Raw genomic sequence first — 24437 nt, 5'->3', positions numbered from 1 at the left:
TGTGGCTCAGAAAAAAGCACATGAAGTTGATCAGTTTCTAATGCGTTTTTCACGTGCTTTTCCTATTGTTCTCATTTATGGGCCAGATCGTGGTCTTATTTGTGAGCGTGCACAACATTTTGCTAAGCTTACACGGGTGGCAATAGAAGATCCATTTTCAACAGTTCGTTTGGATGCAGCTGAAATTGATAAAGATCCTGCACGTTTGGAAAATGAAGCGCGTACGTTATCGCTTTTTGGGGGAGATCGTTTGATATGGATCTCTAATGCGGCTAACCAAAAAGGTTTTCTTGCTGCTTTAAAGCTTTTAATTGAGAAACCACCAGAAGCTTGTTTTATTCTCATTGAGGCAGGGGATTTAAAAAAAGGAACAGGGTTACGCAATGCTATTGAAACAGCATCAAAAGCGATGGCTTTGCCCTGTTTTGCCGATGATATGCGGTCTCTTGACGGTTTGATTGATGAGGTTTTAGGACAGTTTAAGAAGACTCTTTCTTTAGATGCACGTAGATGGTTGCATGAATGTTTAGGGGCGGATCGCCTTGTATCACGAGGTGAATTAGAAAAGCTTTGTCTTTACGCTGCAAATGTTCATATTACTCTTGAAGATGTGAAAGCTGTTGTAAGTGATGTAAGTGTTCTTTCTCAAGATGAAGTCATTGATGCTCTTTTATTGGGCGATATATCAGGCTTTGAAGCGCATTTTAACCGACATGCAGCAGTGCAGGGGGCACTTTTTTTAATTTTGAGTACAGCTCAAAGGCATTTTCAGCAATTACAGCTCTTGCGTTATCAGGTAGAGGTTGAAGGAAAATCGTCTTTTACGGTGGTTTCTGAAGCTCGTCCTCCCATTTTTTTTCAACGGAAAAAGATCGTTGAACAAGCTTTAAAATATTGGAAGTTAGAGCAAATTTCTTATGCGATGGAAAGAATTCAGAGTGCTGTTTTAGACAGCCGTAAAAATCCGCTTTTGGCTGAAGCTATCATTCGTCAAGTTTTGTTAGGGCTTACAATTATTGCACGACGCCAGATGGCCGCTTAGTGTTTTAAAAATATTATGATTTTTTATTTTAAATACAATACAGAAGCATTTTCAGCAATTACAGCTTTTGCGTTATCAGGTAGAGGTTAAAGGAACGCTATTTTTGAGAAGGCGTTTTAAGAGCTTGAAAGTTTGATAAAAACTTTCCTTAAAAAGACAATCTTGATACAGTTTTATTATCTTATTGTGCCGCAAAACACTGTTCTTTAGGTTAGTAATATAAGGCTCAGGTGAAATTTTACGCATTCGGTGTTTTTTGTGTGGGTATTTGGTGAATATTAGGTTGGTTCATAGAGTCTTAATGGAGTAACACCCCCATGTAAAACAGAGTATCTCAAACAACAGAAGACACTTGTATGGTAGATTCATACGCTTTCTTAGAAATATTTTTCAATGCGCGTCATATCTATTTCGCGTCGGTGTTTATGAATGGTGTAGAAGTAAAGTTCCTTGTGAAGAATATAAAACCCATAGAGCAACTTTATCTTTACGCTTAATAAAAGTGCAAGTCGACACTCATTATATACTTTGCTAGCCTCTAATGTTGCTACAGTTTTTAGCATTAGAGAGCGTTTTTCATCATTTTGCTCACATGTCTTCTTGTGACGTGTAGACAAGAGATTTTAATTGATAAGAGGGTTTGTGATGGAAGAATTTTACAGTATTCGAAGTTATGATTTAAATTGAAAAAAATTGTTATTTTTATAAATCAATATATTATAGATTAATTGAATCACATAAAATAGTGAGCTAGAGGAATCTTTTAGACAAGAAAGTGAATAGTGTGCAGATCTGTATGAATTAAGAATCTTCGTGGGATGAGGAGAAGGTCAAAATAGATTATGATGAAAACGACAGCACTTATGGGGAAACTTTTATGTTTGATACAGAGATGATTATCTTAGCAATGAATGTGTCTCATAAACAGAGCTAGCCATTGTTTATTATTAATAATTTATTATTTTTCATATTAAATCAATCAGAACAATGTCTTTTGCACGTCATAAGGGGGGGGCGTGTGGATAAAAGCTGTACAAGAAAGCACTAAAAATGCCTCTTATGAATGCTCTCAAATTCCAAGGTTTTTTGCAACATTGGGGGTAGGAAAATATAATGATAGTGTTTTATTAAGTGTGAAGAGGGTCGTGCTTAATAGATTTATAGTTATAACATTTACGAACACTGTCGTGAGATAGGCTAGGGAGCGAGATGCTTTTTAAAACAAACCCATGAATTTATAATCCAAATTTATTCTGTTGAGGGCGTTCTGTTTTACGTGAGGGGTGTGATTCCATTAAAGGGATATTCGGTGTTTTTGTTATCAAACTTTTTCTTTATTGAGAGGGCGTGTTTTTCTCATATTTATTTGATTTATGGTATCCGGAATCGGGAGAGGAAAATGTTTTTAATGGTATCTGTTGGTATGCGTTGTTTTACGGTGTTTTCAATATTCGCGAAACTTATGTTGATGTTTGTAGGTGGAGGCGCAATACGTTTTTATATAGGTCTAATGTACAAATTAATGAACGTATCGGGATAATTGGAGAAGAGTTAGTGTCTGCTTACGCTTTTGATGTGTTTTTTTGTGAGTAAATTAGTAAGATAAAGTAAACTGATGGGATTTTATGTAGAGTCGTTGTTATCCTAATTGAGAGTGCATTTTATTTTGTTTCGGTGATGCGCTTTGATCAGTAATTAAGAGGGAGTTTTAGAGCGTGATGTTAGATTTCTCGTCATTTATTTTTTATGTGTTTTCTAGGTAAAGTGATCTGTTGTCAGCTTGCGCAGGTGATAATTGGTAAACTGCGTTATTCTTTATTCCCTAGTTGTCATTTTTTAATGTTTTACGCATAACTCTTGAACAAACAAACAAGAAAATTGTGATTTTACAATTGTCTTTATTGCCATTTGCAAAGAATCTTTGAAGGTGAAAGATGCTCCATATTCAGTTTGAAAAAATAGCACTCATTGGGATCGGTCTGATTGGGTCTTCTTTAGCAAGAGTGATTAAAAAGAAAAATCTTGCGACTCAGATTTCTATTGCAACACGTCGTCCAGAAACCCTGAAAAGAGCGCGTGAATTGGAGCTTGGGGATTTTTATACGACAGATAATGCAAAAGCTGTTGAAGGAGCAGATTTAGTTATTCTTTCTGTTCCTGTTGGGGCTAGTGCAGAAGTGGCAAAAACCATTCGTGATCATTTAAAACTTGGAGCGATTGTGAGTGATGTTGGTTCTACGAAAGCGTTGGTTATTGCGGAAATGGCACCTTTATTGCCCAAAACGGTTCATTTTATTCCAGGGCATCCAATTGCTGGAACGGAATATTCAGGACCGGATGCTGGTTTTGCTGATTTATTTATGAATCGTTGGTGTATTTTAACGCCTTTTGCGGATAGCGATGCTGCTGCTGTCGCACAATTAACAGCGTTTTGGGAAGCTTGTGGTGCGCGTGTCGAAAAGATGGAACCTAAGCATCATGATCTTGTTTTGGCTATTGTTTCACATTTACCCCATTTGATTGCGTATAATACTGTTGGGACAGCGAGTGATTTAGAAAAAGTAACAAATTCGGAAGTGATTGCTTATTCCGCTTCTGGTTTTCGTGATTTTACGCGTTTGGCCTCTTCTGATCCCGTTATGTGGCGAGATATTTGTTTGCATAATAAAGATGCTATTTTAGAAATGTTGGGTCGTTTTAGTGAAGGGCTTGCTTTTTTAGAACGGGCAATTCATTTAGGAGATGGTGAGACACTGTTTAACTTTTTTACACGTACGCGTGCTGTACGTCGCAATATTATTGATGCTGGCCAGGAAATTGATGCTCCTGATTTTGGACGTCAGAGTGTTTCTAAAAAAGGGTGAATAAAAGCAAGGGGGTTTTGTTGAATTTCGTTGGTTTTTTCTAGAAATCAATAAGAAGTTTTTTCTTTCTTCAGTCATAGATTGCAATAAAAAGGAGGGGCGATTGCTCCGATACAGATAATCATGACTTTAAAAGGTTTTATGTGTGCACGATCATCTTGCTTAGCTCTCTATAGGGCATATGATGTACAGAAGAGGTTACTGATCTGTAGAAGTAACAAAAAAATGAGGTCGTTGTAGAACTTCATAGAGTGGGTTATTGTTTTTGTTTTCGTATAAAGTCGGGCTTGACCGTATTGATTATTAACCTTTATATTGCAACATTGCAAAATGTTTATTTGCAGAGTTTTGATGATTTTTATAAAACTTGAAATAGACTGAGGAAGAGTTTTACCAGAAAGTATTGAGTTTTGTTAAAAAATATCTTTTGGTATAGCTATCGTATTTTTGGTGACGCAGTAAGTCATTATTGGCGTGATAGTGGGAGTGCTTTTGCAAGCCATGTTGCGCTATCGGGGCTTTTAGCATTTTTCCCTTTTTTTATTTTTGGAACATCGTTTGCTCGTTTTCTAGGTGCTTTTACTTATACACCGCAGAAAATTAAAGCACTGGTGCAGTTATTGCCTGATGTTATTGCAGAGCCTTTATCTCAGGAAATTGTTAATGTTTTAACCATTCATCGAGGAGGTGTGTTGACGCTTTCTGTCATTGGAACGGCTTATTTTGCTTCTAATGGGATAGAGGCTTTGCGTACGGCTTTAAATAAAGCTTACCGAGTTACTGATCGACGGAGCTTGTTGTTTTGTCGTTTTCAAAGTCTGTTTTTTGTAATCCTTGGAGCTGTTGGTCTTGTTGTGATTAGTTTTTTATTGATTCTGGCGCCTTTGTTGATCAAAATTATGCAAAATCATTCTTTTTTTATGACTGAATATATTGCTGTTATTCGTGTATGGCGTTATACAGTTGCAATCGTTATTTTGTTTATCAGTCTTTTGATTGTTCATAAATGGCTTCCAGCAGGGCGGCGGAAAATTATAGATATTTTACCAGGAATAGTGGTGACAATGTTTATATGGTTTATGGCTTCTATCGCTTTTGCGCAATATTTAACGATGTTTGATTATATTTCTACCTATGCAGGGTTGGCATCTATTATGGTTGCTATTATTTTTCTGTACATATTGAGTGCAATTTTTATTTTGGGAGGAGAAATAAACGCGGCGATAATGTTTTATCGCAAGGATTTGCAACATTCAGATAAATGAAAGAGCTTATTATTGCTTGAAAGCCAAGGTATGATTATCCCAATAAAGCCTGCTATCACTTTGTTGATTGATGCAGATGCTTGTCCTGTAAAAGATGAAGTTTATCGTGTGATGAATCGTTATCAGCTTAAGACATTTGTTGTGGCAAATCGTTCTTTGTCCCTTCCAGATGAAGCACTCATTGAAAGAGTGGTCGTTGCTGGTGAATTCAATGGTGCTGATGATTGGATCGTAGAACATGTGCATGAGGCAAGTATCGTTATTACCAGTGATATTCCTTTAGCAGCGCGGGTTGTGCAAGCTGGGGGTTTTTGTCTTTCGCCAACGGGGCGTATTTTTGATGTAAATTCAATTGGTCAGGCTTTGGCGATGCGCAATTTGATGGAAGATTTGCGTGGACAGGGCAGTATAATAGGTGGTCCCCGTCCTTTTTCTCGTAAAGACCGTTCTGCTTTTTTGTCAGCACTGGATCTTGTTATACAACGTTTAAAAAGACGCGGTTATTAAAGTTATAGGGCTTCTTTAATGACTGCTTTTATAAGTGCTTTGGCATCGTCATTGGCCCATGGAGCTGCACCATTGAAGGAAGCAATGAGATATCCCTCTTTATCAATGAGCAATGTAATGGGGAGTCCTAAAGCGAGCCCCTGTTTTCTAACATTGTTGAAAATATCCATTGTTTCATCGCGATAGTAAAGCAAATTATCTGAATGAATATTCTGTAAAAATTGCTGAATTTTTTCAGGAGAAGCAGTTTTATCGATATTTATAGCTATGACATCAAAGTTTTCTCCACCTAATTCACGTTTTAATTGCGCAAGTTCAGGCATTTCTGTGCGGCAAGGTGCACACCAAATAGCCCATAGATTGACCAGCATTGGTTTTCCGATAAATTCGCTGAGTGTGTGCTCTTTTCCTAGAATATCCTTGAAAGAGAGTTTATTCATATCTGAGGGCGTATCAGCAAATCGTATGTGGCTAAAAAAGCCTTTTGCTGCTTTTCGTATCGCCATCATTTTTTCTGCTCGTGCTTTATCAGTATTTATTTCTTGTGCTTGTGCTGCTGAAATGAAATTGAAAAGAAAAAACTCTCTTTTGGTATCGTAGTTTATGGTTGCGTATAAACTCAATGCAATGATAAAGAAAGTAAGGGAGAGTTGCCTTTTTTTATTGTTTTTTTCGCTGATGAAAATTTGAAAAATCATAATTTTGTCCTTTGGATGGGTGTTTTCAGAATATGACAGATGAGAAGTTAAAGAACCAAATATGGGGTGGTCGATTTGCGGCAGGTCCTTCCGCAATTATGGAAGAAATTAATGCCTCAATTGATGTTGATCAAAAACTTTATCGACAAGATATTGAAGGTTCCCTTTCTCATGCTGCGATGTTATCGCAAACGAAAATCATTTCACAGTCTGATTATGAAAAAATTTCTCATGGTTTAAAAATTATTCACCAAGAAATTGAAGAGAATAAATTTGTTTTTTCACGAAAGCTTGAAGATATTCATATGAATATTGAAGCGCGGCTGAGTGCGTTGATTGGTCCTGTTGCTGGGCGTTTGCATACGGCGCGTTCACGCAATGATCAAGTGGCTGTTGATTTTCGCTTGTGGGTACGTGAAGCAACGCAAAAGATAGCACAAGCTTTAAAAGGATTGATAGAGCAATTACTTATTCGCGCAGAACAACATGTTGATACCTTTATGCCAGGCTTTACGCATTTACAATTAGCCCAACCCGTAACATTGGGCCATTATATGATGGCTTATGTTGAAATGTTTGGTCGAGATTTATCGCGGATGCGTGATGCTGTTGAGCGAATGAATGAATCGCCTTTAGGGGCGGCTGCTTTAGCGGGGACAGGCTTTCCAATTGACCGTTTTATGACAGCAAAAGCGCTAGGCTTTCGGGAACCTACACGCAATTCAATTGATAGTGTTTCAGATCGTGACTTTGCATTGGAATTTTTAAGCGCTGGCGCTCTTTGTGCAACACATCTTTCACGTTTAGCAGAAGAAATAATTCTTTGGTCAAGTGAACAGTTTTGTTTTATTCATTTATCAGATGCTTTTTCAACAGGGTCTTCCATTATGCCACAAAAGAGAAATCCTGATGCGGCAGAGTTAGTACGAGCGAAAGCAGGTCGATTGAATGGTGCACTTATGGGATTGTTAACGGTGATGAAAGGATTACCGCTTGCTTATTCAAAGGATATGCAAGAAGATAAGGAATATGTGTTTGATGGGGCTTTGAGTTTGGAATTATCACTAGCAGCAATGACAGGGATGATTGCTGATTTGAAAGTGAATAAAAAAGCCATGAAACAAGCAGCGGATTTAGGGTATGCAACAGCTACAGATTTTGCGGATTGGCTTGTACGCAATTTAGGGATTCCTTTTCGCGAAGCACATCACATCACAGGGTGTGCTGTGGCATTGGCAGAAAAAAAACAGTGTCGCCTTCATGATTTATCATTAGATGAACTTCAAGCAATTTGTCCTGATATCAATGCGACACTTTTTGATGTTTTGACCGTTGAAAAATCTGTTGAAAGTCGTAAAAGCTTTGGGGGAACAGCGCCTTCAGAGGTTCTTCGGCAAATTGCGTATTGGAAAAAGCGTCTCGTGAGCGCTTGAGTGATTGTATTTTAAAGGTAACAAAGAGATCGAGATGAGGAAAGAGGACAGATGAAAATTATATTAAAGGGGTTGATAATTGTCCTTTTTGGGGGCTTGGGTATCGTTGGGTGTGGGCGTAAAGGGTCATTAGAGTTACCTCCTTCAACAGGAGTGAATTCTTCACAAGGAACTTTTGTTTCTCAAGGTAAAACAGATAAACCTTTTATTCTTGATCGGTTAATACAATAGGAATTTTTATGCGTTTTTTTTCTTATCATCAGGGTGTGCTTCACGCTGAAGGTCTTTCTCTTTTGGAACTTGCGCGAGAAGTTGAAACACCTTTTTATTGTTATTCAGCTAGCGCAATCGTTGCACATTTTAAAGATTATCAGAATGCATTTCATGATATGCCGAGTTTAATTGCTTATGCGGTTAAAGCGAATTCCAATCAAGCAGTTTTACAACTTTTAGCTAACAATGGAGCGGGAGCTGATGTGGTCTCAGAAGGGGAATTACGGCGTGCACTTGCTGTTGGTATTCCTGCGCAGAATATTGTTTATTCTGGTGTTGGTAAAACAGTGAGAGAAATAGATTTTGCTCTTGCACAAGATATTTATTGTTTTAACGTTGAATCAGAGCCAGAACTTGAACAATTATCGGCGCGGGCTGCTGCGCTTTCAAAAACGGCTCGTATTTCTTTACGCATTAATCCTGATGTGGATGCTAAGACTCACAAGAAAATTACAACAGGTAAGTCTGAGAATAAATTTGGTATTCCACTGTCTTTGGCGGGTGATGTATATAAAAAAGCAGCTCAATTGCCTGGTCTTCATGTGTGTGGTGTTGATCTCCATATTGGCAGTCAAATTTGTGATTTAAAACCGTTTGAAGATGCATTTGTTATTGTTGCAGATTTTGTGCGTCAATTATGGAATAATGGTTATGCGATAACCCATATCGATATTGGGGGCGGGCTTGGTATTCCTTATGGTTATGAGAAGCATCCAGTACCTTCTCCTTTTGAGTATGCAGCACTGGTAAAGAAACATATTGCGCCTTTAGGGATCAATATTATCCTAGAACCTGGGCGTAGTATTGTTGGTGAAGCCGGTGTGTTGGTGACATCGGTTGTGTATTTTAAAAAGGGGGAAGGACGAAATTTTGTTATTGTTGATGCGGCGATGAATGATTTCATGCGTCCAACGCTTTATGATGCGTGGCAAAATGTAATGCCAGTGAAAAAAACACCAATAGATGCCCCTCTGATTAATGCTGATATTGTCGGTCCTATTTGTGAAACTGGTGATTATTTAGGTTTGGAACGTTCTTTACCAGTGTTAAAAGCGGGTGATGTTTTGATGTTAACAGGAGCAGGGGCTTATGGCGCAGTGATGGCAAGCACTTATAATAGTCGACTTTTGGTGCCGGAAGTTCTGGTTCAGGATACGCGTTATGCAGTCATTCGTCCACGCCTTGATTATGCACAATTGATAGGCTGTGATCATATTCCAGATTGGATTGAGCCCAAATTAGATTGAGCATTATTAAATATTTTGGGTCTTATTTTTACTAAACTTTGATGAAACAATTTATTTTCTAGAAATTGTTTTGTATGGGGTTTATGATCTTAATGCACCACGATAAAAGGGGATAAATGCTTGTTTATGAAAAATAAAAACATCAAAGGTTTTGCAATGAAGCTTTTGTGTGTGCGCATTTTGATGTGGGGGATCCTTTCATTTGAACGGATGTGGGTACGGTTGTTGCCATTTTTCCTCGTTCTTAGTCTCTTTTGTTCGTTTAGCTGGTTGGGACTTTTTGGTATTTTGGGCTATTGGTCACATTTGCTCTTACTTGGGGTTATACTTATTTGTGCTGGGGCGAGTTTATTTTTTCTTATTCGTTTTCGGTTTCCCACAATGCGGGAAGTAAATTGCCGCCTTGAACGCGTCAATGATCTTAGACACCAGCCTTTGAATATTCAGACAGATCGTTTATGTTCTGAAAATGATGAAGATTTTAGTGCTGTTATTTGGCGTGAACATCAACGCCGAATGGCAAAGCAATTATACCATTTAAAAACTGGATTTATCTCTCTTAATAATGCGGATTATGATCCTTTGGCTTTGAGGGCTTTGTGTGCTCTTCTTTTTGTGTGCGCTTTTAGTTTTTCTTTTGGTTCACAAGGGGGGCGTTTGGCTGATGCCTTTGATTTTCGTCCTATCGTTGATGAAAAACTCATGCGGATTGATGCTTGGGTAACACCACCTGCTTATACCGGTGTGGCACCGATTTATTTGACAAAAGATGAGAAAACACAACTAGAAATCCCTGAAGGGAGTAATGTTGTTGTGCGTGTTGTCAATGGGGCTGGCATTACAGTAAAAGCAAAGTCTGTAGAAGATGGGAGGGAAGTTTCGTTTTCAGAGAAAACGGAACAAACAGCTTTGAATGATCCAATTGTTCATTTTGAAACACATTTAAAGCATCCAATAAATTTATTTGTATCATCACGTCGTAAAAAACAGCAATGGCATTTGCAGATAATTAAGGACACGCGTCCAACAATTCATTGGTTGGAAAAACCAGGGAGGATTTTAACGGGATCATTGGAGTTACGATATGTGGTGGATGATGATTATGGTGTGACAAAGGCTTTTGTTGAAATAGAGCCTTTTCTTCCTCAGAATAAAAGTGCTTCTTCTCTTTATAATGCTCCGGAAATAGAACTTCTTCTTCCGCGTGGTGGAAAGGGGAAAATGCGAATGGTGCAGGATATATCAGCGCATCCATGGGCAGGTTCGCAAGTCAAAATTACTTTGGTGGCAGAAGATGGTGCGGGGCAGAAAGGGCGTAGCAAAACTTTTGTTATGATATTACCACAGCGTGTTTTTTCGAATCCTGTTGCACGCGCAGTGGTTGAATTGCGTCGTCTATTAGCTCTTGATGCTTCTGTGAAAGAGCGTGTATTGGATATGCTTTCTGCTTTGCTTGTGCGTCCAGAAAAGGGGTTGCAAAATGCATCGCATTTTATTGTTCTACAAAGTGCGTGGACAAGACTTTCTTTAGCACAAACAGACGAGGATTTGCGCGATGTGGTGGATTATTTATGGCAAATTGCTTTGGGTATTGAAGATAATCAGCTTGAATCCGTGCAAAAAAAGTTAAAACAAGCACAAGCTGCTTTACGTGATGCATTGCGTTACGGTGCTTCAGCGGCAGAAATTGAACGGCTTATGGCAGATTTACGTCAAGCTATGGATGAGTATATTCGTGCTTTGGCTGAAAAAGCACCGGATAGTCAAGTTTCTAAAAATTCTAAAAGCTCAAAAAGTCCTAATCTTTCTGAATCTACATTACAAGAAAAGCTAAATTTAATTGAGGAAATGGCTAAAACGGGCTCTTCTTTAGCAGCTGAACAACTCTTGGCGGAAGTTGAACAGACGCTTGATCATTTGCATGTGCAAAAAGGCAATCAAAATGAGGGAGAAAAAAGCCAATCTGCACAAATGAAAGAAAAGATGGACCAGCTTGGAGATTTAATGCGTCGTCAGCAAGAAATTCTCAATGAAACACATCAGTTAGAGATGGAACAAAAACGCGGAGAAAATGTACCGGAAACACAAAAAAAATCTTTAAAAAAACGTCAAGCTGAATTGCAATCTGAATTATCAACATTAGAAAAAGAATTATCAGAACAAGGATTTGAAACAGGGGGGGCGTTGAAAAGGGCAGAAGAAAAAATGAATTCTGCGGAAAATGCTCTTGATAATGGAAATCATCAGGTATCTATACAAAATCAGTCTGATGCTTTGGAATCTTTGAGGCAAGGTGCACAAAATGTTTTGAAAAAAATGCGCGAAACACTTAAAGAAACGGGAGATGATCAAAATGCTGATTTTGGTCCTAAAGATCCGTTAGGACGTCCACTTTCTTCAACAACAGATGAAGAACAAGAAGGCGAGGCACTACCACAAGAAAGTGATCAAATGCGTACGCGGCAGATTTTGGATGAAATTCGCAAACGTCTTGGTAAAGAGCATCTTTCAGAAGAAGAAAAAAACTATCTTGAAAGATTGCTTCATTTTAATTAACCAGTGTTGGCTTTTTTCTTAATTGATGTCAAAAACAGTATATGAAGAACCTCTATGGGGTTTATCTCCAAAAAAATGATTAAAGTGCTTGTAAGGCAATAATCATCCTATTGTACTGATTTTTTAATCATTTAAGTTTAAAATATGCAATATTGAAATGTTCGCTATTGCGGAAAAAAAGCAGAAGTCCATATAGGTTTGGTATATGAAAATCTGTAATGTTTGAAATTTGTTTCTACATGGTATGTTGAGTTGGATATCGTTACGCTGAAAGATTTTTATGCTTCTGCACTTGGGCTGCGTGTGCAAAAGACGCTGTGTGACCAGTTAAATTTATGGTGGCCTGATCTTACGGATAAACGGATTATGGGGTTGGGTTATGCGATTCCTTATCTTTCTGTATTGCGTGAACGTGCCCAACAATGTTTTGCTTTTATGCCTGCTGCTCAGGGTGTTTCGCCTTGGCCTTGTGCTGAGAAAGTTGCTACAGCGCTTGTTTTTGAAGAAGATTTGCCGCTTCCTGATGCGTCAGTTGATTGTATTTTATTGGTCCATGCATTAGAATATACAGAAAATTCATTTGAAACGTTGAATGAAATATGGCGTGTTTTAGCACCCAATGGTCATTTGATCGTTATTGTTCCTAATCGCTCTGGCTTTTGGGCGCGCAATACGACTACGCCCTTTGGTTATGGCGAACCTTATAGTCAACAACAGCTTATTCGTTTGTTCGAAAAAACAAATTTTATTTCTGGACCAATACAAGAAATTGTACACTATATGCCCTCTACGGGGTATTATTCGCGGTTGTTCTCATTTTTTTACGAGCCATTTGCTCGCTATCTTTTGCCTTATTTTGGTGGACTCTTAATGTGTCAGGCACAAAAACGTGTTTATCAGGGTCTGCTCGTACAGCGTCGTCAGTCGCGACGTATTTTTATTCCTGCTTTATCACCACAGACAAGAAATATTTTAAATTATAAAGATAATTAATCATTTTGTCATTGTCATAAGAACCGCAAGTATAAAAGGATTCTCTTATTTCAATTTTTTGCATTTACAATTAAAAAATATTCTTTTGTACATTAATATGTGGAATTGGTATGTGAATAAAAATCTCAAGTATCTATATATCGAACCATATTTCATGAATAGCGGAAACATTTTAAAAGAAAAAATGCTGGTATCTTCGTAAGCATAAAAATAGCAGAGTCCAAAGGATCTTGCATAATATGGTTTATGGTGGTTAAAAACTGTACAAGGAAGGATTAAAATGCTTCTTATGAACCATCTCAAGTATCAAGGGCTCCTCTGCAACATCGAGATCTAACATAAGTGTGTGATGGTGCTGGCTTGTTCTTTTATAAGCGTAAAGATGGTGGTGCTCAGTGGCTTTATCGTTAGGATAAACATTTAGCGTTATATCATGAATTATATAATCTCTTAAGAGGAGATAAAGTCATAAAGAATGGAGGAAAACTATAAAGATAAAAAACATCTCTCAAGTTAGGTTAGTGAATGTGAGATAAAGCAATGCGTGGAGCGGTTTTTCTGAAAAAAATAATTATAAATAGCACTCATCTAAAGATGATAGTTATGATCAAGAATGTTGCTAAAAGATATCACGATTATTTATATGCGAAACATATTAAAAACTTTAGAAAGAACAAAAGCATGTGAAACAGAAGTTACAAAGTATATCGTGAGGGTTGAAAGCATTTTTGTTTCTGGTTCTCATGTTGGAATATTTCGTTTTTTATTCATAATGTTATATATTTTGTCATAAGAGTAAGTTCTAAGTAATAGCATTCGAATTATATGCGAAGGTTTTTTCATCTCGTTTCTGTTTTCATTTAGGATATTAAAATTATTTTTGAAACAGTAAATCTCGAATTAAAGATTTAAACGGTAACCATTTTGATCTGTTATGAGAATTTGTGCATTGGAGGGATCGTTTTCGATTTTTTGTCGCAAACGATAGATATGGGTTTCTAAAGTATGGGTGATAATATTTTCATTATATCCCCAAACTTGTTCTAACAATATTTCACGGCTGACAATTTTATCATTGGCATAATAGAGACATTTAAGGATCGCTGCTTCTTTTTCTGTGAGACAGATTTTATTGTTGCATTGATCAAGAAGAAGTTTTTGTCTTAGTTTAAAAGTATAGGGACCAATATGAAAGGTTGCGTCTTCATTTTGTTCATATTGGCGCAACTGTGCTCGAATTCTCGCCAATAACACTGCAAAGCGAAAGGGTTTTGTTACATAATCATTGGCGCCTGTTTCAAGATCTAAAATATTATCACAGTCTGTATCATAATTTGTTATCATGATAATGGGGGCACGAAATCCTTGGGTGCGTAATTGTTTAACGGCTTTGTAGCCATCAAGATCAGGAAGTTGAAATCCCAAAATAGTGAGATCAATATTTTCTTTTTGGATTATTCTCATTCCCGCTTCTGCTGTTTTTGCTTGGGAAATTTTAAATTCTTGATGCATTTGCAATTGTTCTACTAAAATGGGGCGTAGATCATCGCCTTCAACGATTAAAAGAGTATATTGGTTCATGTTTTTCCTTATAGGCATGTTGATGCACTGATTGATATAGTTTCATGAAAAATGAGATTTCATGCAAGAAAAATTAAAAGAGGAAAATTAAAAAAAAGTCTTTGAAAAAATAAACTTTTATAATTTCTATGGTTGTTTGCCGAAAAGAAGGTGTTTCCGTCTGCAGAGTATTTTACGTATTGGTTGGAAGCATTTTTTATGCTTTAGAATGTGTTTTAGCCATTGAGTGTCATCATTTTTACGCTTATGGAGAAACAAGCTAGCACTATCATTCACTTTGCCAGCTCGTGGGTGTTGCGGACAGTTCTTGGCACTTGAGACGATTCATAGGAGGAATTTTAAGTCCTTTCTTTCACGTTTTTTATCTATATGGGACTTTCTCCGCTTAGAATGTGCAAGCAAATAGCTTTTGATTGATTCAATATAAAACAGGTTGGGAATGAGAGAATCCTGCGGTATGAGGCGCACTCGTCCAACATGCAAAACAATAAACACGCAATATGATGCGTTTTTTAAGTGTGAAGAGAATTGTGCAACACCTAGCACATATGCACTGTTTAGGAGAATTTCACGATCATTTTTATTGTTTTTTATCCACGTTCAGTTTTGTTTTTTCGTTGCATTTGTGTGCGAAGGGGCTGTGTGTTATGTTCGTGGTGTTGCTTATTATAATCGTTGCTTAAGCTTTACCTTTGGTCGCAATGCCTAAAAAATACCTAATGAAGGAGGGGCAGTTTTGGGGCATTTTATCTTGAGAAGAGTGCAGAATGAAAAATGATAAGGAAGAGTATCCTATTTATGTATTTAGCGTGAAAACACATCAATAGAGAGGGATGCCTTGTGCGATATGAAGTGCTTTTTCATATGAGTCTAACGGTAAATCCATCGAACACTCCCATCTTTACGCTTATGAACAAGTAAGCCGGATCACACACTTTGCCAGCTCATGGGTGTTATCGAGACAGCCCTTAGTACTTAAGACGGTTCATAAGAGCCATTTTCACTCTTTTCTTTAACAATTTTTATTCACACACTCATCCCGCTTTTTATGTGCAAGAAAGTGGTTTTAATTGATTCAACAGGGGACAAATTTGAAATGAGAGAATCTTACGATATTCGGGACTCTTATTCAACATGCAAAACAGTAATTTATCATTATAAATCAATGTATTATTAATGAATAAAATTTATTGTTTTAAGATAAAAGCATTTCCTTCTTAAGGTTGCCCATCAAACAGACTTCTTTCCATTCCTCTTCTGTCACGGGTTGCACTGATAAGCGGCTGGCTTTGACCAGCGCCATATTTGCTAGTTTGGGATTGGCTTTAATTTGTTTTAATGAAACAGGTGTTGGCATGTCACAAAGTGCACGGATATCCACACATTCCCAGCGTGGATCAGAGCTTGTAGAATCAGGGTGTGCTTCAGCACATATTTCTACAATTCCTACAATTTCTAAACCTTTATTTGAATGATAAAAAAAACCTTTATCACCATATTTCATAGCGCGCATATTATTACGAGCTTGATAATTGCGTACACCATCCCATTGTTCGCCATCAGCTCCTTTTTTCTTTTGCATCTCCCATGACCATTTATGGGGTTCAGATTTAAAAAGCCAATAAGCCATGAGTTCTCCTTTTTCATAGACTGTTATGTATTTATCATACGGATTTTTATAAGTATTTTCGTAATATCCTTAACGATAATTTTAAAAATGGGGTAAAGAATTTCTTGTTTCAAAATAACTTGTATATAGAAAAATGCGCTCCATTGATATTTCATGTTGTATAAAGGTATTTTGCTTATCTTGTAGCAGAAAAATATATCAGTGTATCGAAGTTAATAGACTTAAAATTTCTCAGCCATGTGGAAGCTTAATCATCTTTTCAGCTGCTGTTTGAAATGTAGTTACTATAGGATCATTGGAGCATTGCGTTGGAGAGAATTTAGCAAGAAAATTGGTTCTAAAAAGCTTTAAAATTACAATGACAATGAAACGAATAAATGGTCAAAGATGATGAGGTCAACGAATGGCATTCATATCTATGCTTTGTGGGAGAGAGTAGATCTTATTATGCTGTAAAATACCGTCATTTGAAGTGTAATGATATAAGGCAGTTTTTTGAAACATGAAGTTTTTAAGAATGTGTGGTGAATATTTAGGTTTACGTATCGATCTTTGGGTTAAGTGAATTGTGTGAGTGGGAAGCAGGTGGAATCTGCTCGATAGAGAATTCGGACTATCTATAGACCGGATTGAGTAGAAATCTTCGTTCTTTAATATGTGTGTAGGACGTCAATTTTATTATGCTTTTGTTCCACGGCGACCCATCCCAATCAAGGGGGGGGCTTTTTCATCTAATGGCCAGCGTGAGCGAGGGGCAATATCAAGAGGGCTTGTTTCTCCTCGTGCAAGCTTTTGTGCACCGGCAAAAGCAATCATTGCAGCATTATCGGTACACAAGGAAAGAGGAGGGGCTATAAATTCAAAACCATGTTGATGGGCAAGTTCTTGCAACGTAGAGCGAATGGCTTGGTTTGCGGCAACACCGCCCGCAACAACTAAAGCAGGAGAATGTTTTTCTTGATTATCAGAGAGAGGATATTGGTGGGTAAAGTGTTGTAAAGCTAGGTGAATACGATCACGTACCGTATCAGTCACAGCGGCTTGAAAACTTGCGGCAATGTCAGCAATATCATTTTCTGTAAGGGGAGCTATGGCTGTTGCGGCTTGTCGAACAGCAGTTTTGAGTCCTGAAAAAGAAAAGTCTAACCGTTTTTCACCTTTTAAAGGTCGTGGAAGAGGGATGCGATTTTTATCACCAAATAAAGCTGCTTTTTCAAGTGCTGGTCCACCAGGATAAGGAAGACCTAAAAGTTTTGCTGTTTTATCAAAGGCTTCTCCTAATGCATCATCAATAGTGGTTCCTAAACGTTGATAGTTGCCTACTCCATGAACAATAATTGTTTGTGTATGACCTCCTGAAACTAAAAGTAATAAATAAGGAAAGCTGACGTTGTGCGTTAACACAGCTGTTAAAGCATGTCCCTCTAAGTGATTTACCGCAATAAATGGTTTGCCAGTGGCAAGAGAGAGTGCTTTTGCGCTCATAACGCCTACCAATAATCCTCCTATCAAACCAGGCCCACTGGTGGCTGCAATGCCATCAATATCTTTTAATTTTGTGTTTGCTTCTGTTAGTGCTTGCAGAATTAAATGATCAAGAACTTCAACATGGGCACGAGCAGCAATTTCAGGAACAACACCGCCGTAAGGTGCATGGTGATCAATTTGACTCCAAACAACATTGGAAAGAATTCGACTGTTTGATTCATTGTTATATTCAATGACAGCCGCTGCCGTTTCATCACAACTTGTTTCTATTCCCAGCAGACGCATTTTAAACAAAACCTTATATTGAAGCTTCTTTCCTGCGTGCGTACCATGAACAGAAAAAGATGCAAAGTATTTCTCTTAGAATTGTTTTTTCTATGAAAAATATGTGTTTTGGCATTTTTTTTTTGAATTTTATGATATCGTTGATTAAAAAATAAAGCTGTATTTTCGAGTATAAAATGCAAATGTTTTTTAAAAACTTGTCTATTAAAGGCGATAATTGTAAATATTATTGAGAAAAGCTGCATTTTTAAAACTTTTTTCATTTTATTATTTTATCATTAAAAAAAGTGTGCACGAAAAGTGACAGAGATGGTCGATTCTTCAAAACCAAAAGTTAAACCACATTATGCTGGTACGCGCCGTAAGAAACCAGTTATTGAACATGAAGCTGTTCCCCATGATTCAGAGGAAAAAATCCATAATTCTGTAGAATCTCATGCGCGAGAAAAACAGAATATGCAAGGTCAGGATAAAAGTATCTCTAGTACAACTTGGCTTTTCTTGTCCCTTTCTGGGATTCTGGGAGGATTCATTGCTTTGGGAATTTTTATGGGGCTTCAATGGGCTGGTTTTTTTCCTTCTCCTTTTGTGGAAAATTCTGCTGGAGGAGAAAAAGCTTTGCAGATTGCTGAAGCCGCAAAAAGTCAAGGTGAAGACACAAAGGAACAATTGAGGCGGGTCTTTCAAGAAATTGATACGTTAAAAACAGAGTTTTCTTCTTTTTCATCACAACAGTTTAAAACAACGAAAAATGATGAACTATCGAAAGAAGAAAGCAAAAAAGCTTTTGCGATTTTAGAGGAAAAAGTAAAAGCTCTTGAAGAAACTGTACAAACTTTTGTTAGAAAGTCGAAAGATATAGAGACGGCTTTGTCTGTTGGGCAGAGCAATGCAAATGATCTTGCTGCGTTAAAACAACAGTTAGAAGAACTACAGGAAGAAACTGCTGTTAAAAATAGTGAGAAAAAAGAAATAGATACCGCGCTCTTTACTGCAATTAGTTCATTAAAAAATGCTGTAGAGCGTGGTGGATCTTATAATAATGAATTAAAGCTGTTACAGCAATTATCGCCTTCGATTAATGGACTTGATGTGTTGCAAAAAACAGCTACAGTGGGTCTTCCAAGTTCAGCACAACTTTCAGTTGATTTTGCTCATGTTGCCGATGCAATTGTTGGTACGCAAAATCTTGTTGCGTCAGATGCTGGTTTTTTTGACCGAATTTTAGCGTGGATAAAAGGGCTCATTGTTTCGCGACCGATTGGAAATGTTGAAGGGACAACGCTGGGGGCTATTGCGGCACGCATGGAAGTTGCCATTCAAACTGGTGATTACGAAAAGGCTTTGAGCGAATGGCAATCATTGCCTCAAAGTGCAAAAGATGTTTCAATGGATTTTGTTAAGCAGCTTGAAAGACATATTGCTATTCAACAGTTGTTGCAGCAATTGTTATTGTCTGTGCAACAAGGATCTTTTAAAGCAACAAAGATGTAAATAGGCCCAAGATGATACGTGTTTTTATTTATATTTTTGTTGTTTGTATCCTCGGTTTAGCTTTCACGTGGGTAGCTAATCACAATGGTATTTTTGTTCTCACATTTTTGCATTTCAGATTTTCTGCTTCATTTCTTACAGTGTTAAGTGTGCTTATTTTGTTTTTTATAACGCTGGTGCTTTTATGGTGGTTATTGTCTTTCTTTTTTTCCATACCGAATGCTCTTTGCAATTATTTTTATAAACGCCATCAAAAGCGTGGTTACGAAGCTCTTTCAAAGGGGATTCTTGCAACTTTTGCTGGTGATAGTATGGTTGCGCAAAAAATGGAAGCACGGGTTGCTAAATATCTTGCAGGAAAACAAGAGCCATTGGTAAAACTCTTACAAGCGCAAACCTTGTCTTTACAAAATGACTCTGTTCGCGCCATCGGTCTTTATGAAGAGATGAGAAAGGAAGATCCGACAAAACTGGTTGGACTTTATGGTTTGTTTCGTGAAGCAATGAAGAGTAAAGCTTATGAGGCAGCGCAACAATATGCTGAAGAGGCACTGACTTTATCGCCAGCACTTTTATGGGCGCATCAGGCGGTGCTTGATCGGTTAAGTACTGAGGGTAAATGGGATAAGGCACTTACTGTTTTTGAAAGAACGCAAAAAGCTCTCCCGCGTTCTATTCGCGCGATTCCAGAGCGGCAGCATATACAGGTTTTACTACTAAGTGGGCAGGCACTTTCTTTGTTTGATACACATCCTGTACAAGCACGTGAAGCTATTTTGAAAGCCCATAAATTGGCGCCTGATTTTGTTCCAATAATAGTTATTGCTGCTGATATTCTTTATAAATTAAACGAAACGCGTAAAGCGGATAAAATGATTATAGCGGCTTGGCAAAAGGAGCCTCATCCTGACTTGGGAGCGCTTTATCTTGAAAGAGAAGAAGGAGCCATTGGGCGATTGAAAAGGGCTAAGACACTTGCTTCTTATAATAAAGATGCATTTGAGTCGGCTTTCCTTATTGCTAAAGCAGCTTTGGATGCTGGTGAAACAGCATTAGCAAGAGAGAAGGCACAAAAAGCATTACAATGTCATCCACGGGAAAGTGTTTATTTATTGTTGGCAGATATTGAAGAGGCACAGGGAAACAATCAAGGTGCTGTGCGTCAATGGCTTTCTTTAGCACTTCGTGCTGAACGTGATCCAGTGTGGATGTGTGATGGGGCCATTTTTTCTTCTTGGTCAGCGGTTTCTCCAATCAGTGGACGTTTGGGCTGTTTTGAATGGAAGGCGCCTCCTTGTATGCCTTCTCTCACATTAGAGGCGGACAATATTGTGCCGAAAAAGATTGTGCCGAAAAAGCAAGACAAAGAGTATGTTATGGGAAAAAGTGATGATGTTGGAGATAAGAAGCTTGAAAAATTAACACCTATAGATGATTCTCTTTTGCATAATGTGCAGGTGGAGAAACAAGATATAAAAGAAAAAGATGTAAAAATGTTCAGTCAAACTCACTTAAATGTTGATGATCCAGGGGTTAAAACAGAAGAAGAAACATCTTTATCGAGGAAAAAATTTCGTTTATTTTAAATTGCACCAATGTGATAATACGAATGTTTTCTCAGAAGAAACAATTGACCTAGAAGAAAAAATATCGTTAGTCTTGTCCAATAAAATTATTCTCTTATGCTTTAAAAATAAAGTTTTGCTTGATAGCAGAGGTGATTGGTTAAAAAATGTTTTTAAATCAGAGATGTCTTGATAAAAAACAAAAAAATAACAAACCAAGGATTGCTGTCGTTATTCATCGGCGCTCTACCTATACTGGTCGTTTGGGAAAATTTTTACAACAAAATGGTTTTGTTCTTGATATTTATCGTCCTATTTTTGGACAAAAACTCCCTGATACATTAGAGCATTATGCCGGCGTTGTTATTTTAGGGGGACCGATGAGTGTGAATGACAGCGAAGCCTATATTGGTGAGGAAATTGATTGGATTTCGTTATCACTAAAGGAAAATAAGCCTTTTTTGGGTATTTGTCTTGGAGCACAAATGTTAGCGCGAAATCTAGGGGGGCGCGTTGGTACAAGAAGTGATGGGACTGTTGAAGTCGGCTGGTATCCACTAGAAGCAACCCCACAAGGGAAGGAATTGATGAATTGGCCAGAGATGGTCTACCATTTCCATGATGAAGGTATTTATGATTTACCGAAAGAGGCAATGCTTTTGGCAACAGGGAATACATATCCTACACAAGCTTTTCGTTATGGAAACAATGCATGGGGCTTGCAGTTTCATGCTGAATTTACACGCGCTATGATGCGGCGTTTGGTCGTGCGTTCGGCACATAAATTGACTGAAAAAGGTGCTCAACCTGCTTGTGCACATTTGAAAGGTCGTTTAATCTATGATCGAGCTTTGAGCCAATGGTTTGAAAGCGCATTACACCAGATTTTTTGTACACCGCCCGTACTTGTGTGATTGTTGACAACGAATTGATTTATATAGGTAATTCACGGTTTTGTATATTGAATGAGAACCCCGAATATAGTAAGGTTTTTTCATTCCAAACCTGTGTATTTTGACTCAATAAAAACCTCTTGTTTGCATGTCACAAGTAGGGCTGGCGTGTGGGCAAAAACTGTATAAGAAAAGACTAAAAATGCTTCTTATGAACTGTCTTAAGTGCCAAGGGCTGTCGCAACATTTGGGGGCTAGCCAAATATAATGATGGTGCTGGCTTTGGGGTCTCCATAAGCGTAAAGATGGGGGGCTCAATGGCTTTATCGTTAAGAAACACTATTCATTATCATTTTTGTTGTGCTGTAAAACAGTATGGTTTAAGCTAGAGGCAGAAAATCTATGTAAAACTTTACACATGAGGTGTTTTTTGTTAAAGGGTGTAATGGGTTTTTTTTAAGAAAATCTTGTTTATTGAGCTTATGAGATACTGTACTTTAGAACGATGTATAGGGACTTCTTGAAGTGATCAGTAGATAAAATCCGGTCGATTAAGAAGTTGGATTGTGTATAAACTGAACGTGGTTGGGAATCTTTATCCTTTTTAGGGTGGGGAGGAAGTTAAGAGATAAAGAAAGTTTGAATATTGTCTAAATCCTTTCAAATACCATCATCACAAAAAAGTTTTTCTTTGAGTTATTTAATTTGTGGGCTCTTTTGTCTTGCTCTGATATTTATTTATAGCGCACTCTGGTTTTTTTTTCGCGTAAAATAGAAGACTATGTTTCTGATATATTCACAAAAGTATCTTCCCATAATATGGCGGCGGTATGTGAGAATGTGCACAAGGATGGTTATCCTTTACGTGTCGGTGTTGTTTGTGACAAGTTTCAATTTTCTTGGCCTTTACATGGGGTTTCTTTATCGACGGGGCGTTTGACAGCTGGTGCACCAATTTATGCACCTCATTTGGTTGAGTTTAATGTTCATTCTCCTGCATTAATTGTTTTTTCCGGAAAAACTCCCATAGTATCGCATTGGCGCAATTTGGTGATTGAAACAGAGCCTTATTGGAAAACGGGTAAAACATTGAAGTTTATAGCTGAAGGGCTTGAGATTTCATCTTTTTCCTCTTCCCCTGAAGATCAAAAGCTTCAAGAAGCATTAAGAGCACCAACGACAGATAAAAAAACGACACATTTGCAAAATACGCATGACGTGATTATTCAGCCGTTAGAGCCACAAGATATGCTTCAAAAAATAACGGCAGAATTTTTGCGTTTTGATCTAAAACATGAAAAGGATAATTTATCGGGACATATAACTTTTGACGGTTTTGATGCTTCTCCCTTTTTAAAATCTTCTTTTGTTGATATTCCTAAAATTGATGGCAATTTGAAATGGATTTTAAATGACATGTCTTTTCTGTCTGAAGATGAAGAAAAAAATTGGCAACAACGACTGTATGGAAAAAGTGGACTTTTAAAGCAAGGTGAATTGACTTTTCATACAGGTGGTGCAGTGCGTATTAGTGGACCTTTTTCTTTTGATGATGAAGGATATTTGACAGCAAAATTTGAACTTGTCCTTATTCAGTCTATGAAGCTTCTTGACACTCTGCAGCGCTTATTTCCTGGGCAAGCCAATAATCTTCAAGCGTTATTTTTTATTTTGGGTGCTTTGCCTAAAAATGCGGATGGCGCTCCCGTTCTTTCCTTGCTCATTAACAATGGGTGGGTAAAATTAGGCTTTTTAAAACTTGGTCGTCTTGCTCCACTTTAGGTATTGTACCGAAGCCTTTTTTCATCTTTACTACCAAATTTCGACTTTTTCTGATTTTCACACTTTTTTGCAATTTTAGAGTGTTAAAAATTTATTTTAACAAAATGCGTATTTAATGGTAAAAAAATAGCTATAAAAATAAAAAATTACCACCTACTCCTAACCCGTCCAACCTCTTTTCACTTAGTACAAAATCTTATGTCAAACTACATATAGCAACAGTGTTTGTATGGAAAAGTGGTATTTTAAAGTATGCTGAATTGCCTTTTTATACAGGTGGTGTGGTTCTTTTTAGGAACCTTTTTCTTTATATATGGAATGAGCATATTGCATATATCTGTTTGGGTGTAACCTCTTAAAACAAGTAAATAGCCTAGTTGGAGGAAGATATGAAGTTGTAAAGGGGAAAATCAACATCCATCTTTACTGTCATTTTTTATTCGATTTTACGCATTTCAAAAGCAGTTACAGTTATATCTTTTAAATAATGGATTAAGCTTATCCTTTTATTTCTGATATTTTTTAATGAAGCTATATGTCTTCCACGTAAAACAGAATATATTTGTATTGCATATTTACGCATTTGTTAAAAAAATAGTTCTCAGTGCTTCCTATTTCACGATGTCGCCTATGAATGGTATAATGATAAAGCCATTAAGCACCATCATCTTTTCGGTTACGGAGTAACAAGCTAGGGGAAAACATCATCATATTTATATTTGCTTATATTTGCTAATTCTCAATCTTACTGCAGCTTTTGGCACTTGAGGCGGTTTATGAGGGGCATTTTTAGTCCTTTCTTTACTGTTTTTATCTATTTGGCTTTCCCATTTGCAATATG

17 protein-coding genes are annotated in these 24437 nt (G+C 37.4%); 13 read left to right on the top strand and 4 right to left on the bottom strand.

Translation table 11 applies throughout. From position 1 onward, the window contains the following. The first annotated feature begins 1 nt into the window (after position 1). The 4 genes from holA (at position 2) to ACFIKX_RS06185 (ending at position 5678) form a co-directional block, all read left to right on the top strand. Positions 2 to 1042 carry a DNA polymerase III subunit delta gene (gene holA / locus ACFIKX_RS06200; RefSeq protein ID WP_375628576.1) on the top strand — a complete coding sequence of 347 codons (1041 nt, stop codon included), beginning with the start codon at positions 2 to 4 and terminating at the stop codon, positions 1040 to 1042. A gap of 1934 nt (positions 1043 to 2976) precedes the next feature. Beyond that, a complete protein-coding gene (locus tag ACFIKX_RS06195; RefSeq protein WP_375628578.1) occupies positions 2977 to 3906 on the top strand; it encodes a prephenate/arogenate dehydrogenase family protein in 930 nt (309 codons plus the stop codon). A 410-nt stretch (positions 3907 to 4316) separates the two neighbouring features. Next, the gene (locus ACFIKX_RS06190) at positions 4317 to 5171 is read left to right on the top strand and encodes a YihY/virulence factor BrkB family protein (protein ID WP_375628580.1); all 855 of its coding nucleotides are present in this window, start codon (positions 4317 to 4319) and stop codon (positions 5169 to 5171) included. A 30-nt stretch (positions 5172 to 5201) separates the two neighbouring features. Beyond that, complete coding sequence (locus ACFIKX_RS06185) at positions 5202 to 5678, top strand: YaiI/YqxD family protein (protein ID WP_375612882.1); 477 nt, start codon at positions 5202 to 5204, stop codon at positions 5676 to 5678. A gap of 2 nt (positions 5679 to 5680) precedes the next feature. Here the strand turns inward: ACFIKX_RS06185 and ACFIKX_RS06180 are convergent, their stop codons facing one another. Beyond that, positions 5681 to 6376 (bottom strand): TlpA disulfide reductase family protein, encoded by a 696-nt coding sequence (locus tag ACFIKX_RS06180; RefSeq protein WP_375628582.1) that lies wholly within the window; start codon positions 6374 to 6376, stop codon positions 5681 to 5683. 32 nt (positions 6377 to 6408) lie between these two features. On the opposite strand from ACFIKX_RS06180, the gene argH reads away from it, so the two are divergent. The 5 genes from argH to ACFIKX_RS06155 all read left to right on the top strand — a co-directional run bounded on the left by argH (position 6409) and on the right by ACFIKX_RS06155 (position 12878). Continuing rightward, positions 6409 to 7809 (top strand): argininosuccinate lyase, encoded by a 1401-nt coding sequence (gene argH, locus ACFIKX_RS06175; protein ID WP_375628583.1) that lies wholly within the window; start codon positions 6409 to 6411, stop codon positions 7807 to 7809. A 51-nt stretch (positions 7810 to 7860) separates the two neighbouring features. After that, positions 7861 to 8040, top strand: coding sequence for an LPS translocon maturation chaperone LptM (locus tag ACFIKX_RS06170; protein WP_375622099.1), 180 nt, complete (start codon positions 7861 to 7863; stop codon positions 8038 to 8040). An 8-nt stretch (positions 8041 to 8048) separates the two neighbouring features. Next, positions 8049 to 9329, top strand: a complete 1281-nt coding sequence (gene lysA / locus ACFIKX_RS06165; protein WP_375628585.1) for a diaminopimelate decarboxylase — start codon at positions 8049 to 8051, stop codon at positions 9327 to 9329. A gap of 126 nt (positions 9330 to 9455) precedes the next feature. Then, positions 9456 to 11885: a TIGR02302 family protein gene (locus ACFIKX_RS06160; protein ID WP_375628587.1), complete on the top strand. Its 2430-nt coding sequence runs from the start codon at positions 9456 to 9458 to the stop codon at positions 11883 to 11885. Between the two features lie 222 nt (positions 11886 to 12107). Continuing rightward, positions 12108 to 12878, top strand: a complete 771-nt coding sequence (locus tag ACFIKX_RS06155) for a class I SAM-dependent methyltransferase (RefSeq protein ID WP_375628588.1) — start codon at positions 12108 to 12110, stop codon at positions 12876 to 12878. Between the two features lie 900 nt (positions 12879 to 13778). On the opposite strand, the gene ACFIKX_RS06150 is transcribed toward ACFIKX_RS06155, so the two are convergent. From ACFIKX_RS06150 to tsaD, 3 genes are all read right to left on the bottom strand, one after another. After that, positions 13779 to 14459, bottom strand: a complete 681-nt coding sequence (locus ACFIKX_RS06150) for a response regulator transcription factor (RefSeq protein WP_375628589.1) — start codon at positions 14457 to 14459, stop codon at positions 13779 to 13781. Between the two features lie 1195 nt (positions 14460 to 15654). After that, a complete protein-coding gene (locus tag ACFIKX_RS06145; protein ID WP_375628591.1) occupies positions 15655 to 16089 on the bottom strand; it encodes an EVE domain-containing protein in 435 nt (144 codons plus the stop codon). A gap of 678 nt (positions 16090 to 16767) precedes the next feature. Further along, positions 16768 to 17862 carry a tRNA (adenosine(37)-N6)-threonylcarbamoyltransferase complex transferase subunit TsaD gene (gene tsaD, locus ACFIKX_RS06140; RefSeq protein WP_375628592.1) on the bottom strand — a complete coding sequence of 365 codons (1095 nt, stop codon included), beginning with the start codon at positions 17860 to 17862 and terminating at the stop codon, positions 16768 to 16770. 309 nt (positions 17863 to 18171) lie between these two features. Between tsaD and ACFIKX_RS06135 the strand changes: the two genes are divergently transcribed. From ACFIKX_RS06135 to ACFIKX_RS06120, 4 genes are all read left to right on the top strand, one after another. Continuing rightward, positions 18172 to 19356, top strand: a complete 1185-nt coding sequence (locus ACFIKX_RS06135; RefSeq protein ID WP_375628594.1) for a COG4223 family protein — start codon at positions 18172 to 18174, stop codon at positions 19354 to 19356. Positions 19357 to 19367: 11 nt separating this feature from the next. Beyond that, complete coding sequence (locus ACFIKX_RS06130) at positions 19368 to 20942, top strand: heme biosynthesis protein HemY (protein ID WP_375628596.1); 1575 nt, start codon at positions 19368 to 19370, stop codon at positions 20940 to 20942. A gap of 146 nt (positions 20943 to 21088) precedes the next feature. Continuing rightward, positions 21089 to 21835 (top strand): glutamine amidotransferase, encoded by a 747-nt coding sequence (locus tag ACFIKX_RS06125; RefSeq protein WP_375606037.1) that lies wholly within the window; start codon positions 21089 to 21091, stop codon positions 21833 to 21835. A 798-nt stretch (positions 21836 to 22633) separates the two neighbouring features. Further along, positions 22634 to 23596, top strand: coding sequence for a DUF2125 domain-containing protein (locus ACFIKX_RS06120; RefSeq protein WP_375628598.1), 963 nt, complete (start codon positions 22634 to 22636; stop codon positions 23594 to 23596). Positions 23597 to 24437: the final 841 nt, after the last annotated feature.

This window comes from Bartonella sp. CM86QHHN, assembly GCF_042194695.1.
Lineage (GTDB): Bacteria > Pseudomonadota > Alphaproteobacteria > Rhizobiales > Rhizobiaceae > Bartonella.
This window is presented reverse-complemented; position numbering and strand designations above follow the sequence as displayed.